This window comes from Streptomyces sp. NPDC048248 (assembly GCF_043201875.1).
Lineage (GTDB): Bacteria > Actinomycetota > Actinomycetes > Streptomycetales > Streptomycetaceae > Streptomyces.
Window position 1 is genome coordinate 15,580 of sequence record NZ_JBICZL010000002.1, and the last position, 12,425, is coordinate 28,004.

At 69.5% G+C, this 12,425-nt stretch carries 11 protein-coding genes; 2 read left to right on the forward strand and 9 right to left on the reverse strand.

The window, feature by feature from the left end:
- Positions 1-589 precede the first annotated feature (589 nt).
- The 8 genes from ACGFZW_RS03345 to ACGFZW_RS03380 all read right to left on the reverse strand — a co-directional run bounded on the left by ACGFZW_RS03345 (position 590) and on the right by ACGFZW_RS03380 (position 10,292).
- On the reverse strand, positions 590-1,420 hold the full coding sequence (locus tag ACGFZW_RS03345; protein WP_393891312.1) for a PIG-L family deacetylase: 831 nt from the start codon (positions 1,418-1,420) through the stop codon (positions 590-592).
- 886 nt (positions 1,421-2,306) lie between these two features.
- A complete protein-coding gene (locus ACGFZW_RS03350; RefSeq protein ID WP_393891805.1) occupies positions 2,307-3,224 on the reverse strand; it encodes an endo-beta-N-acetylglucosaminidase H in 918 nt (305 codons plus the stop codon).
- Positions 3,225-3,241: 17 nt separating this feature from the next.
- A complete protein-coding gene (locus ACGFZW_RS03355) occupies positions 3,242-3,532 on the reverse strand; it encodes a hypothetical protein (RefSeq protein WP_393891313.1) in 291 nt (96 codons plus the stop codon).
- A 261-nt stretch (positions 3,533-3,793) separates the two neighbouring features.
- Complete coding sequence (locus tag ACGFZW_RS03360; protein WP_393891314.1) at positions 3,794-4,786, reverse strand: phospholipase; 993 nt, start codon at positions 4,784-4,786, stop codon at positions 3,794-3,796.
- A 358-nt stretch (positions 4,787-5,144) separates the two neighbouring features.
- Positions 5,145-7,988, reverse strand: a complete 2,844-nt coding sequence (locus ACGFZW_RS03365; RefSeq protein ID WP_393891315.1) for a SpoIIE family protein phosphatase — start codon at positions 7,986-7,988, stop codon at positions 5,145-5,147.
- Between the two features lie 245 nt (positions 7,989-8,233).
- Positions 8,234-8,527, reverse strand: a complete 294-nt coding sequence (locus tag ACGFZW_RS03370) for a putative quinol monooxygenase (RefSeq protein WP_393891316.1) — start codon at positions 8,525-8,527, stop codon at positions 8,234-8,236.
- Between the two features lie 260 nt (positions 8,528-8,787).
- Positions 8,788-9,471: a class F sortase gene (locus ACGFZW_RS03375; protein WP_393891317.1), complete on the reverse strand. Its 684-nt coding sequence runs from the start codon at positions 9,469-9,471 to the stop codon at positions 8,788-8,790.
- Positions 9,468-10,292, reverse strand: coding sequence for a hypothetical protein (locus ACGFZW_RS03380; protein ID WP_393891318.1), 825 nt, complete (start codon positions 10,290-10,292; stop codon positions 9,468-9,470). The genes ACGFZW_RS03375 and ACGFZW_RS03380 overlap by 4 nt, the downstream gene beginning before the upstream one ends.
- 330 nt (positions 10,293-10,622) lie before the next feature.
- Here ACGFZW_RS03380 and ACGFZW_RS03385 point away from each other — a divergent pair, with 330 nt between their 5' ends.
- On the forward strand, positions 10,623-10,805 hold the full coding sequence (locus ACGFZW_RS03385; protein ID WP_393891319.1) for a hypothetical protein: 183 nt from the start codon (positions 10,623-10,625) through the stop codon (positions 10,803-10,805).
- A gap of 229 nt (positions 10,806-11,034) precedes the next feature.
- Complete coding sequence (locus tag ACGFZW_RS03390; protein ID WP_393891320.1) at positions 11,035-11,466, forward strand: GNAT family N-acetyltransferase; 432 nt, start codon at positions 11,035-11,037, stop codon at positions 11,464-11,466.
- A 73-nt stretch (positions 11,467-11,539) separates the two neighbouring features.
- Here the strand turns inward: ACGFZW_RS03390 and ACGFZW_RS03395 are convergent, their stop codons facing one another.
- Positions 11,540-12,295 carry a PE-PPE domain-containing protein gene (locus ACGFZW_RS03395; RefSeq protein ID WP_393891321.1) on the reverse strand — a complete coding sequence of 252 codons (756 nt, stop codon included), beginning with the start codon at positions 12,293-12,295 and terminating at the stop codon, positions 11,540-11,542.
- Positions 12,296-12,425 lie beyond the last annotated feature (130 nt).

Here is a 12,425-nt window from a genome sequence, read left to right on the forward strand (position 1 = left end):
GGCCCGCCTGGAGCGAGGGCCGGTTCACGTTGCGCCTCCCACCGCGATGGACGCAGCTGGACAACGGTCAGTGAGGGAGCGCCCCGCCGTATCCGTGCACACGGGCGCGGACCCCGCCCCTGGCCTGCGCCAGTGCTGAAGCCGTAGTAGGCCTCCCCAAGCTCGCTGGGCAATGTGGGCCACCCCGGCCCGAGCCGGCGTGGCCCACATTGCGCACGCTGTCTCGCCGCGACAGAGCGTTGAGGCGGACGACGCGTGGGTCAGGTTGCCCGCGCCGGGCAGTACGGGGTGGCATCGCGACGTTCGGCAGGACGCGCCGTGCGGCGGGGATCAACCAGCCCTTGCAGGCTCCTTGGCTCGGGCCCGGCTGCCGCCCCGGCAAGACCCCCCGTGCCTCCCCAACTCATCCCAACTCGTGAACAACCGCTGTCGCTCCCCGTGAACAAAGCCACGCCGGCGAGGGCCTGGATGTGGTCTCCCGAGCCGAGCCCTCGTGGACAAGCCTCCGGGTGTGTGGCCCGCTCGACTGCGCCGGCGGCCGATGAGCTTTCCCGGGCCGCGGACCCCGGGCCCCGGACGGACGGGCGGATCAGCGCAGTCCGGCGAAGAGATCGTTCTCGGGTACGGCTGCGCCGGTGGCGTCCTTGACACGTACGAAGGTCTCCATGCCCATCAACTCGCCGAACCTCTCCTTGCCCATCTTGAGGAAGAAGATGTTCTCGCCCTGACTGGCGTGCGCGGCCAGCGCATCGAACTTCTGACCGCTGAATGCGGTGGTGTCCACCCACGTGGTGATCTCATCATCGGGGAGGCCGATCTCGGCCAACGCGGCGGCCTCGGCAGGATCCGGCTCCGGCATGTCTCCAAGCTCGCGCATGGTCTCCCCGAACCGCTGCATCATCGAGCGGGGCATCGTCGTCCAGTACACCTTCGGTGTCAGCGCGGTCATCTCCAGCGCCGCCATCGTGATGCGGTGGGCCTGGATGTGGTCGGGGTGGCCGTAGAAGCCGTTCTCGTCGTAGGTGACGACCACATCGGGTCGGTAGTGCCGCATGAGTTCCGCAAGTCGGGCGGCGCCCTCCTCCACGGGGGTCTGCCAGAAGGAGCCGGGGGCGTCGTTGCTCGGCCAGCCGATCATCCCGGAGTCTGCATAGTCCAGCATTTCAAGATCGCTGATCTTCAGGACGTCACAGCTCGCCTCGAGTTCTTGACGGCGCATCAAGGCGACGGCCGCCGGATCGTGCCCGGGATCGCTCGGCTTGACACCCCCCGGTCCGTCACCGCAACCGCCGTCGGTACACGTCACGAGAACCGTGCGGATGCCTTCCGCCGCATACCGCGCGAGGACCCCTCCGGTTCCGGTGGCCTCGTCGTCCGGGTGGGCGTGCACTGCCATGAGCGTCAAGGGCCGGTCAGTCATGAAAAAGTCCTCTGCAGAAATACGTCGTGGGCCGAGCGCGCGGCGGGCGTACCGCACCCCCGGGGTCCGGATCCTGATGGGGCGGACGACCTCGTGGTCTCCGTGCTCCCCACCCCTGCGGCGCCGGTCCCTCGGACCATGCAACCGTGCCGACCGGCCGGCTGTTCCCGGCACGGCCGTGACTTCCAGGCGTCGGCATTTCAACGCGAACGAGGCGCTCCCGGGCCACGTAGCGTTGCGACATCGGACGACCGCGTCTGATTGATCGCCTAGGGAGGGCCTTTCGGCCGAGTCCTTACCCTCGCGCCAACTTGAGCAGTTCGCGGTATCCGGCCTCGGTGACCAAGAGCTCCTGGGTGTCGACCTCTGCCCCCAGCAAGGAGAGCACAGCGGCAACATGAGCGTCCCGGTGCGCTTCCTCTCCAAACTCCATCTCCCCCATGGGCCGGCGACGGCGGGCACGCGGAACGGGGGACGTACGGGTCATGCTCGTTCACAGCCCGCCCCAATGGCACATCGCGTCGCCGGCACCGGACCGCGCGGGCGGTCAGAACTGTGACAACGCCGGGCTTGGTCGGTCAGCCCGTATCGGGACACACCCGCACGGCCCGGCACCGGCACCATCCCCGGCCAGCGGCGGCACAGCGTGTGCAAGACACCCCGGGTCCGCGCGCTCGCAACTCGCACGAGTCAAGCCCTCGGCCCGGGACAGCACTCACCCGTGGTCCCCGCACAGCAGCCCGCGTCGCGGAGGCACACGAAAGTGAATGGTCAACCCGCACCGCGCCTCCGACATCGTTGTCGAAGGCGCGGCCTGCACGGATCGCGGGCCTACGGGATGCGGCAAGCACCACGGGAGCACCGCGCACCGGGGCGTGCGGTGGCCTTACGGCGTGTAGACGGCGTCACTGCCGTACAGCTCCCTGGTGAACGCGGAGACATCGGCGCTGCGGTCGGCGCCGTCGAGGTTGTACGTCAGATAGACGCCGTACCCCTCGCTGACGGTGCGGCGGGCGAGGTCGGCGACCGTACTCTGCGAGGTCCGGCCGATCTCGACGGCCGCCGGGGACAGCTTGGACTTCGGCAGTGCGATGCCGGGCACCTGCCAGGTGCCGTAGTACGGGTTCCAGGCGTAGTCGAACGTGGAAGAGACGTCGACGCCGCCGTAGGAGAGGCGCGACGCGGCCGGGCCGATGTTGTAGAGGCTGATGATCTTGTCCGGCATGTTCGCGCGCAGGGCCGTCACCAGGTGCACGAACGAGCTGTCGTTGGGCTGGCCGGTGCCGTTGTTGCCGTACTCGGCGTACTCGTCGTCGAAGTCGATGCCGTCGAGACCGTACTTGGTCACCGTGTCCGACAGCTGTTTCGCGAACGCCGAAGCCGCCTGCTGGGACGGGAAGTTGGCGAAGCCGGCGCCCTGGTGATTGCCGAGCACCGAGAGGACGACCTTGATGCCCTTTTGCTGCAACGGTCGTATCTCCGTGGCGGCGTTGTCGAGGACGCGCTGCACGTTCTCGTTGAAGTGCAGATACGCCTCCTTCTTGCCCGTGTCGTAGTTGATGTTCGCCGCGAAGATCACGGCGACGTCGAAGGCGTTGTCGCCGCCGTTGGCGAGGGTGTACTTGCCGACGTTCAGCATGCTGTTGTTGTTCACCTCGACGTACGCCACCGAGGTCGGCCCCTGTTTCGCGGGAGCGGGGGCCGCTGACGCGCCGGCCGTGGCTGTCGCGCCGAAGGCAAGGGCGGCGACGGCCGAGAGCGCGAGTGCGGCCGTCCGCACTCTGCTCCGTAACAGAGTGAACATCATTGATCGGTCTCCCATCACATAGGTCGGCGCCCGACCTGTTCGAAAGCGCCGAGTGAGCCCTCCGAGCCTTCCGCTCCCGTGACCGAATCCCGAGCGCCACGGCCGAACTCTTCAAAGCCCCCACGCACGTTGTGCCACAACCTTGCTACCGCGCAAGGGAGTTGGCGGGACCAGATCACGGCCTGCACGGCGTCGGGCGGCAGGCCGTCGGGGGCGCAGTGCTCGATCTCGGCGAGTTCGACGCCGCCTTCGGCCAGGGCGGGGAGAGAGGGCTGGGTGTTGTTCTGATCCCCGTACATGAACATGAGCGGGAGGAGTGTGGTGCCTCTCGGCCCGGCGTGCGCCATAGGCGGAACATAAGCGCTCAGCCCTCTTGCGACCTTCCGTGCACACCGATCACGGCACGGCGGGGAAGTCCGGAAGCCCCGCCGGAGCATTCCGGCGGGGCTTCTCGTCCCGGCTGCCCAGCCGTGACCGCGGAACCGCCGCGTACGACTCGGCCCCCGACAGTCCGGGCAGCGACTGCGCCGACAGGAACCGGGGCCGGGCTGGCCCGGCCCGTGGCGTCAGCTGCCGAAGGGGATGTCCCGAGGGGTGGCCATCCGGCGGGTGTCCGGGTGGGCGTTCACGTAGTCCGTGATGTACGAGAGCGACTCCCGCACCGCGGTGTCGTCCGTGCCGCAGCCCTTCAGGCCGCTGACTCCGTCCGGGTAGCACGACATCCGGTTCCCGTAGATCAGGCTGTCCACGGCGGCACTGCCGTCGGAGGAGTCGAGCAGGGTGGCGGCACGCTCACCGTCCCCCTTCCCCACCGTCCAGCCGACGGTCTGCGCGAGCTTTCCGGAGTCCCGTGCTTTCCTGCCGGCCTCCAGCTCCTCCCGGATGCTGCCGAACTTCAAGGCCATACTGAACAGGCCGTTGTCCATCACCCTCTGGTTGCCGGGGACGTTCGGCCCGTGCTCGGCGAAGCCATCGCGGACCTGCGCGTAATCGCCGCTGAAGCTGACCGCTTCCTTGGAGTTGAGGTCACCGAGGGCGTTCTTCCAGCCGCTGCCGCCCTCCTTGCCATAGAAGCCGTAGAGCACCCGGATACCCCTGCTCTCCAGCTTCTTGCGCGCCATGTCCCGCAGCGCGGCCACGGAGCAATGGCGCCACTCGGGGTCGCTGCTGTCGCACCAGTCGGGGTTCTTCATGTCCAGCCAGACGAAGGAGACCTGATGGCCGTCCTCGTGCTCCTTCGCCACCTGGTCGAACATGTCCGACATGGTGTCCCCGTAGCTGGTGAGAGTGCCGTCGTGGTCGGCCCACCAACCCTTGCGCCAGGCCGTTGCGTCGATCTCCAGCGCGTTGGCCCCGTTCTCGAGCGCCGTGGTCACACCGCCCGTCGTCAGCACCCGGTGCGCGATGGCCCAGGTGGGGCGCTGCTCAGCGGTGCTGGGCGCGGCCTCCGAGGGCTCGCCCTCCGGTACGGCCATTGCGGCTCCGGTGCCCAGGGTGGCTGCAGAGACGGCCAGAGCCAGCGGCAGCAGTATGGCGCGAAGCCGACGTGGGGCGGGCATGAGAACGGGTCCTTTCGTTGCACGGGCTACTCGTGGTGGCAGCCCGTGTGCCGTGCTGTGGCTGTCTGTCGTCAGACGGCGGGCCCACTGCCCGCGACTTCAGCACTGTACGTCAAGTTACCCGCGGGTAATCGCTGGCTGCGGTCCGTACCCGACCGCCCTGCCCGTTCGAGGCAAGGGAGCGGAAACCGGTCGGCGGTGCCGAACAGAACGTCCGTAATACGGAGAACCTGCTGCTGAGCTACTCGGCAAAGAAGCTGGGGTTCTTCTGACAGTCGGCGAAGGCGCCTGCCGCACGACCGTGGTCAGCGGCGGACCGTGGTCAGGGCAACCGCCGTCGTCGGCGCACACATTTCGGTCACCACTCGTCGTCGGTCCACTGGTCCAGCAGCTCGTCCGTGGTGGCCGCGTCCGGTTCGGCCGTGGTGGCGTGCAGGGACTGTTCGGTCCAGATGACCTTGCCGTGGGGGGTGTACCGGGTGCCCCAGCGCTGGGAACTCTGGGCCACCAGGAACAGTCCGCGTCCGCCTTCGTCGGTGATCGCGGCACGGCGCAGACGAGGGGACGTGCTGCTGGCGTCCGAGACTTCGCAGATCAGGTTGTCGGTGTCGCGCAGCAGCCGCAGCCGGATGGGCGGGGTGCCGTAGCGGATGGCGTTGGTGACCAGTTCGCTGACGATCAGCTCCGTACCGAACGCGTTCTCCTCCAGGCCCCAGGTCTGAAGCTGCCGGGTGGCTTCGGCACGGACGCGGGAGACGGCGGCGGGGTCGTCCGGCACGTCCCAGTCGGCGACATGGTCCGGGTCGAGCAGGTGGGTGCGGGCCACCAGGAGCGCGACGTCGTCGCCTGGGTGCTCGGGCAGCAGCGCTTCCACGACGGCGTCGCAGGTCTCCTCGGGAGCCCGGCCGGGGTGGTCGGCCAGGACGCCGCGCAGGATCGCGAGGCCGGCGTCGATGTCGCGATCGCGGTCCTCGATGAGTCCGTCGGTGAACAGGACCAGGCGGCTGTCGGCGGGCAGCTGCAGGGTGGCGGTCTCGACCGGCAGACCGGCGCCCACACCCAGAGGCGGCGAAACGGGGACGTCGGGGAACGTGACGGCGCCATCGGGATGGACGAGAGCGGGGCCGGGGTGCCCGGCCCGCGCGACGGTGCACACCCCGCCGACCGGGTCGTAGATCGCGTAGAGGCAGGTGGCACCGGTGATGCCGGTCCCGTCGGTGTCCGTGGCCTCCCCGGCGTCGATGGTGGCCACCAGTTCATCGACGTGGGCCAGGAGTTCGTCAGGGGGCAGGTCCAGGGCGGAGAAGTTGTGCACGGCGGTGCGCAGCCGTCCCATGGTGGCCGCCGCGTGCAGACCGTGGCCGACCACATCGCCCACGACGAGGGCGACGCGTGCGCCGGGCAGGGGGATGACGTCGAACCAGTCCCCGCCCACCCCCGCCTGCGCGGGAAGGTAGCGGTGGGCGACGTCAAGGGCGGACTGCTCGGGCAGGTCGCGCGGCAGCAGGCTGCGCTGCAGGGTGTCGGCCAGGGTGTGTTCTCGGGTGTAGCGGCGGGCGTTGTCGATGCACACCGCGGCCCTTGCGGCCAACTCTTCGGCGAAGGACTGGTCGTCCTCCTCGAACGGTGGGGACTCACCGGTCCGCCAGAAGTTCGCCACCCCCAGCACCACTCCGCGGGCCCACAACGGCACGGCGACCCACGAATGGAAGCCGTGGTCCAGGATCTCCTGTGCGTGTTCCGGATCCTGGGCGCGCCAGCCGTCGGAGGCGGCCAGGTCCGGCACCAGGGCGGCATGTCCGTGCGCGATACCGGCGGCCACAGGGGTGGTGGGGACAACGTGAATCAGCTCGCCCACGGGGTAGAGGAGATGGTGCCCCTCCTGGCCGGCCATGGCGGTGCGGCGCATCTCGGTACTCGCTCCGTCCGGCTCCTCCCCGCGCAGGACCGGCTCCAGCAGCTCCACGGTGACCACGTCGGCGAAGCGGGGCACCGCCATGCGTGCCAGCTCCTCGGTGGTGCGCACCACATCCAGCGTGGTGCCGACCCGCATCCCGGCGTCGTAGAGGAGTTGCAGCCGCTCGCGGGCCACCTCGGCCCGCCCCGCCAGCGCCTGCAGGTCGGTGGTGTCCCGCAGCGTGGCCACACTGCCCGCCGGACCTCCGTGGCGGTCGACGGACCGTACGTTGACGGCCAGCAGCCGATCTCCTGCCAGGTGCACCTCGTCGGTGACCGTCCGGCCGCCGGCCAGCAGCTCGCCGATGCCCGGGGCCAGGTCGAGGTCGGTGACCGGCTGCTGCTCCGCGTCCTCGGGCAGGTCCAGCAGCCGCCGGGCCTCGTCGTTGGCCAGCAGCAGCCGCCCGTCGCCCCCGACGATGAGCACTCCCTCGCGGACGGCGTGCAGCACCGCGTCGTGGTGCTCGTACATCCGGGTCATCTCGGCCGGGCCGAGGCCCGATGTCTGCCGCCGCAGCCGCCTGCTCACCAGTGCCGACCCACCCGCGGCCAGCACGAGCGCGCCGCCCGCTGCGCCGAAGAGCACCGGCAGCTGCTGCTCCACCGCGTCGTTCACGTTCTCGACCGTGACCTCCGGATACACGATCCCGGCGACCGAGCCGTCGGGCCGGAAGACCGGCACCGCCGCGTACACGGACAGGCCCAGCGGGTCCTTCACGATCTCGGTGAAGGGATTGCCCTGCGCGGCCTCCTTGTACGGACCGATGACGCGCTTGCCGATCTGATCCGGGTCACGGTGGGTGATGCGGATTCCGGACGGTGTCGACACCACGATGTTGTCGATGCCCGCCCGCTTCCGGGCGGCTTCCGTGTGCGGCTGCAGGGCCGCGGTCGGGTCGGGGCCGTCGAGGGCCTCGACCACGCCCGGGGAGTTCGCGAACGCCTCGCCGGCGATCAGCATCTCCTCGCGTGCCGAGTCCGTGGCCTGATCCCGGGCCTGCAGCACCAGCGCAACCAACGTCGCGGCGACGAGCAGCACGACCACGCCCAGCTGCAGGAGGAAGACCTGACCGGCGACGCTCCGCGGGCTCAGCAGGGACCGCGCGCGCCGCCCCGGCGAGCGCTGCGAGACGCCCGGCCCGCCCTGGGTCCGCGTCGGCTGTCCGGATGCCGCGCGCGAATCGGCCCGCCTGTCCCGCATACGGAACAGACGGATGCGGGCCGAGGGTCGGCGGAAGCGTCTCATCCAGTCCATTTTTCCACTTGCCGCCGACGGATCCCGACCGCCCCGGGCGTGGCGCCACGCGACAGCGGATCCGTCCCGGGCGATGCGGTGTCGGACCGGCGTCATCGCGTCAGGCGCGGGAGATGCTCCTGACCGTTATGCCGTCCATGTCGTTTCGATCCTTTGTGCGGTCAACTTCCGCCCCCGACCCCGCCCACGACGAACCCCGGGACGGGGGCGAATCGAAGGGGGCGGTCGACGGGTGGTCAGTCGAAAGGCGGCCCTGACCGGGAGATCTCGTGCTTGAGCACCTGGATGTCCTTCATCTCGACAGAGACCGAGGGGCGCGGCGCGATCGCACGCCAGGCGTCCAACGTCTGCTGCGACTCCCAGTACTCGAAGATGTTCACCCGTCCCGCCTCGACGGGATCGGGGGAGATCGACACGTCGAGGCACCCGGGCTGCCGACGGCACTGCTTCACGAGGTCGTAGAACCCCTCGACGGCCCGGTCACGGTCCCCCGGGTCGACGTACGCCTTCCCGGCAACGATCACCGTCATGGTGCTCACCCTTTCCCTGGCGCCTCCGCGACCCCTGCCGCGGCCGGCTGAACGGCCTTCCTGATTACCGACTCCGCACCGAGCCGAAACTCATCGGCTCCCGCGTGGGCGGCGCATCTCGACCAGACGCATCCCGGGTCAGCTGGTGATCGTCGGGGCGGCGCGCGACTTCCCCCTCAGGCACCGCAGGGCGGGCTGAGGGGGCGGCCCGGTCGCCGCGGGGACCCACCGGGCCGCCGCTCCCGGTCTCACGATTCGGCCTACGCACTTCCCGTGAGACTCGCGAACACCACCACGTTGTCGGGGTAGTAATGCCGGCCCTCGTCGTACTCGCCGCCGCAGGTGATCAGGCGGAGGCCGGCGTGGTCGAGGTTCTTGTACACCTCGACCGTGGGGAACTTGTTCTTCGGGTACTGGGCGACGCGGTCGACGGTGAACTTCGCGGTCTTCCCGTCCCGCCGGGCCACTTCGATGGTGTCACCCGTCTTCATCGTCGACAGCTTCTCGAACACCGATGGCTCGCCGTCCCAGGAGACATGGCCGGCGATCACGGCAGGCCCCTGGGATCCCGGCGTCGGACCCGGCTGGTACCAGCCCGCCTTGTCCGGATCGCGCGGGGTCTGCATGACGCCGTTCTTGCCCTGCCCCAGCGTCTCCAGCGGGGAGGAGACCTGAAGGGAAGGGATGGAGAGCCGTTCGGGAACCGACTTGGACATGCCGGCCGAGGCCCGGTCCCCGGAGCTGCCGCTCGACGCCCCGTCCGGCGCCGAGCCCCCGTCCTGCGCCGGCGACTGCCCCGCTGGGAAGGGCTGCGACGAGGCCGCTTCCTGCCCTCCGCACCCGGCGACGAGCACGGTGGCCAACGCTGCGGCGACCGCACAGCCGAGGGCGCGGTGGCCCCGGCGGCGTACGGCGATCACGCCGTCTGCACTCCGGCGGCTCATGCGGCGGCCCCGTTTCCCCCGGTCCGCCCGGCGCCGAGCACGCCCTTCCGCCGTCGCGCGAGGGCCAGTGCGCCGGTCACCGCCACGAAGCCGGCGCCGCCCGCGCCCAGCGCCGCGAGCGGGACCCCCTTCTCCTCGGCGGGCCCGGTCCCGGTCTCGACCCCGCCGACCGGTATGGAGCCCACCGCAGCGCCCTGTACCTCGCCGCAGTTGGTCGGGGCGGTGGCCTCCTGGGGGAGCTTGGGATCGAGTTCGCTCTTGCCCGCACCGTCGAAGTCGTACTTCTTGTTGCTGTTGCGGTCGATGCCGTGTTGCACGATGTGCAGGTCCCTGATGTGGTCGACCACGTCCTGGGAGACGGTGAGCGTGCGCTGATACGAAAGCTTGCCCTCCCCGTCCGCCACGGGCATACGGTCGACGGCCAGGCCGCTCGCCATGTCCGTGGGCCCCTTGGTGGTGAGGGAGATATTGATGTCGCCGTAGTCGACCGTGGCTTCGGTGTTGTTGAGGACGCCGTCACCGTTCGTGTCGTCGCTCGCATCCGGGCAGTGGAAGTCGTGCCCATCGGTGGAGCCGTGGAGGTGCTGGGCGGAGGGCTGTCCGGGTACGAGTCCCTCGGACTCGATCTTCACGGTCAGCCGGTTGCCCTGGAGACCGAGCATCGCCGTGCCCTTGGAACCGGAGTCGTTCAGCTGGTCCAGATTGATCTGGAAGGCTCCGGTGCCCTCGGCGACGGCCAGGGACGAGACGCCCACGGTGAGGGCCAGGGCGGCGGGCAGGGCGACGAGTACGGCGAGGCGGCTGGTGCGCTTGGCTTTCACGATCGTTCCTTTTCCGGCGGCCTCCGCGGGGGAAGGGGGGAGGACCGCACGTCGTCCGGCTTCGAGAGCAGCACCTCGGCGAGGTACCGACGGTGATTCGGAGCCGCAACGCCTGCGGATTGGTGGCGCGTTGAGAAATTCTTGGTTGCGACGTCAGGGCACTGAAGGAGCGCCGCCGAGCGCATCCAGGGGCGCGATCGTGAACCTCATCCGAGCCCCTCCAGATCCCACCACCGGACGGGCGGCGAGGGCTCATGCTCCAACCGGCCCTGCGCCGGGGCCGGGACGGTGACGACACCGCAGTCGACTCGTTGGCACGACATGACACACATGCGACGCGCACTCGCCGGTCTCGCCCTCACGACGATGCTTCTCGGCCTTGCCTCGGCCCAGGCCGTGGCCGCTCCCACGGACGAGGCTCCGCTCACGCCCCACCTCCAGACGCCGCTGAACGGCCTCCTGACGGGCCGTGGAACCCCCGTCGATTGGAGCATCCTCGACGTCGCTCTCTGAGCGGGGCACGCCCTGCGAGTGAAGCCCCCACATCGCCCCCGGCTCCGGCCGGGGGCGATGCGCTGTTCCGGGGCTCTTGTTCCGCTCCCCCGCCGGTGTGCGCTTGTGGGCGTCCCCCGTGGCCATCCGGCCGTTCCTGGTCCTCGTCATGAGGTGGAATCATCGAGCTGCTTGACTTTCCCAAGTTAATACTTGGAAAAACCAAGCACCCTCGCTACCATCTCTCGACATGACCACCACCAGGGAAGACGGTTACGAGCTCTCGACGGACCCCGCACGTCTCGACGTCGGCCTCGTGCACCACTGGTTGTCGACCGATGCGTACTGGGCGCTGGGCCGCAGCAAGGACACCGTCGAGCAGTCGATCCGCTCCTCTCTCAACTTCGCCGTCCATCACGCCTCCGGACCCCAGGTCGCCTACGCGCGTGTCGTCACCGACCGGGCGACCTTCGCCTGGCTGTGCGATGTCTACGTCGCCCCCGCGCACCGCGGCAAGGGTCTCGGTACGTGGATGGTCGGGGCCGTTCGCGATCACCTGGCCCCCTACAGGGTCAAGCGCGTCCTACTCTCCACTCTCGACGCGCACGAGATCTACGCGAAGGCCGGCTTCACGCCCCTCCCGAACCCCGAACAGTTGATGATTTTGAACCCGCAGACCTGAAGCGGTCCGACCGGACTGCACCGGCCGGACCGTGGCACCGCATCCCCACCGCTCACGGGATCGCTGCGAGGCGTCAGGCGTCGTACCAGACCACCCCGTCGCCGCCGTCGTTGCCGATGGTCCGGGCCATGACGTTGCCCTCCTGCCAGTACTTCGGGTGCTGGTTCAGGAAGCCTCCGACGGACTGGATCGAGGTAGCGTCGCACACCCCGTCGGTGCGGATGCAGAACCGCTGCACCGGAACGCCGTCGAACTTCGCCGGGCCGGCGCCGGGGGAAGTGAAGCCGAGGGCGCTCCAGCCCTTGGGGATCCGGGCCCAGATGCCGGTGTCGGGCTGGAAGGGGTCGGAGTAGAGCATGCCGTTCACCTGCGAACGGGGAATGTCGGTCTCACCTTTGGCGATCGTCTGGAGTACCTGGTCGGCCACGTGCGCGCCTTGGGAGTAGCCGACGATCGTGAAGCGGGCCCCCGGGTCGCGGTGGTAGGTGTCCTCGGCGGCGGCCAGCAGATTCCGGTATCCCTCGCGCACACTGGCGTCAAAGCTCGGCGCGTTGAGGTCCGGGACGTTCTGGCCGTTGAGCCATGGTCCGGCGCTCGCCGGATAGCAGACCGGTACCGGGATACCACCGTCGAGGTGCTTGTTGGCGAAGGTGTACGTGGAGGTGCAGTCGGGTGCGGGCGCCGCCGAGCCCGTGCCGCCGACCTCCAGGTAGTAGTGGTGCACCGGTTCGGCGTGGGCAACGGCGGGAGCGGCGGTCGTGCCGGCCACCATGGCTGCCGTCGCACCGGCAACACCGATCGCCTTCTTCCATCTGCGGGACAGGGGCATCGCTCTGCTTCTCCTCAGGGTGAGTTCGTACGCGACTGCTGTCTGTTCGGCGCCGACGCTAGCCACGGGCGGTGGATTCGCGATGAAACGCCTGGGCGCTCGAATCCATCCGTTGGCGCCTGTGTCATGA

Bases quoted from the DNA above. Each gene is read 5' to 3' on its own strand.
- ACGFZW_RS03345 (WP_393891312.1), bottom strand. From the start codon at position 1,420: ATGACTGACCGGCCCTTGACGCTCATGGCAGTGCACGCCCACCCGGAC.
- ACGFZW_RS03350 (WP_393891805.1), bottom strand. From the start codon at position 3,224: ATGTTCACTCTGTTACGGAGCAGAGTGCGGACGGCCGCACTCGCGCTC.
- ACGFZW_RS03355 (WP_393891313.1), bottom strand. From the start codon at position 3,532: ATGTTCATGTACGGGGATCAGAACAACACCCAGCCCTCTCTCCCCGCC.
- ACGFZW_RS03360 (WP_393891314.1), bottom strand. From the start codon at position 4,786: ATGCCCGCCCCACGTCGGCTTCGCGCCATACTGCTGCCGCTGGCTCTG.
- ACGFZW_RS03365 (WP_393891315.1), bottom strand. From the start codon at position 7,988: ATGAGACGCTTCCGCCGACCCTCGGCCCGCATCCGTCTGTTCCGTATG.
- ACGFZW_RS03370 (WP_393891316.1), bottom strand. From the start codon at position 8,527: ATGACGGTGATCGTTGCCGGGAAGGCGTACGTCGACCCGGGGGACCGT.
- ACGFZW_RS03375 (WP_393891317.1), bottom strand. From the start codon at position 9,471: ATGAGCCGCCGGAGTGCAGACGGCGTGATCGCCGTACGCCGCCGGGGC.
- ACGFZW_RS03385 (WP_393891319.1), top strand. From the start codon at position 10,623: ATGCGACGCGCACTCGCCGGTCTCGCCCTCACGACGATGCTTCTCGGC.
- ACGFZW_RS03390 (WP_393891320.1), top strand. From the start codon at position 11,035: ATGACCACCACCAGGGAAGACGGTTACGAGCTCTCGACGGACCCCGCA.
- ACGFZW_RS03395 (WP_393891321.1), bottom strand. From the start codon at position 12,295: ATGCCCCTGTCCCGCAGATGGAAGAAGGCGATCGGTGTTGCCGGTGCG.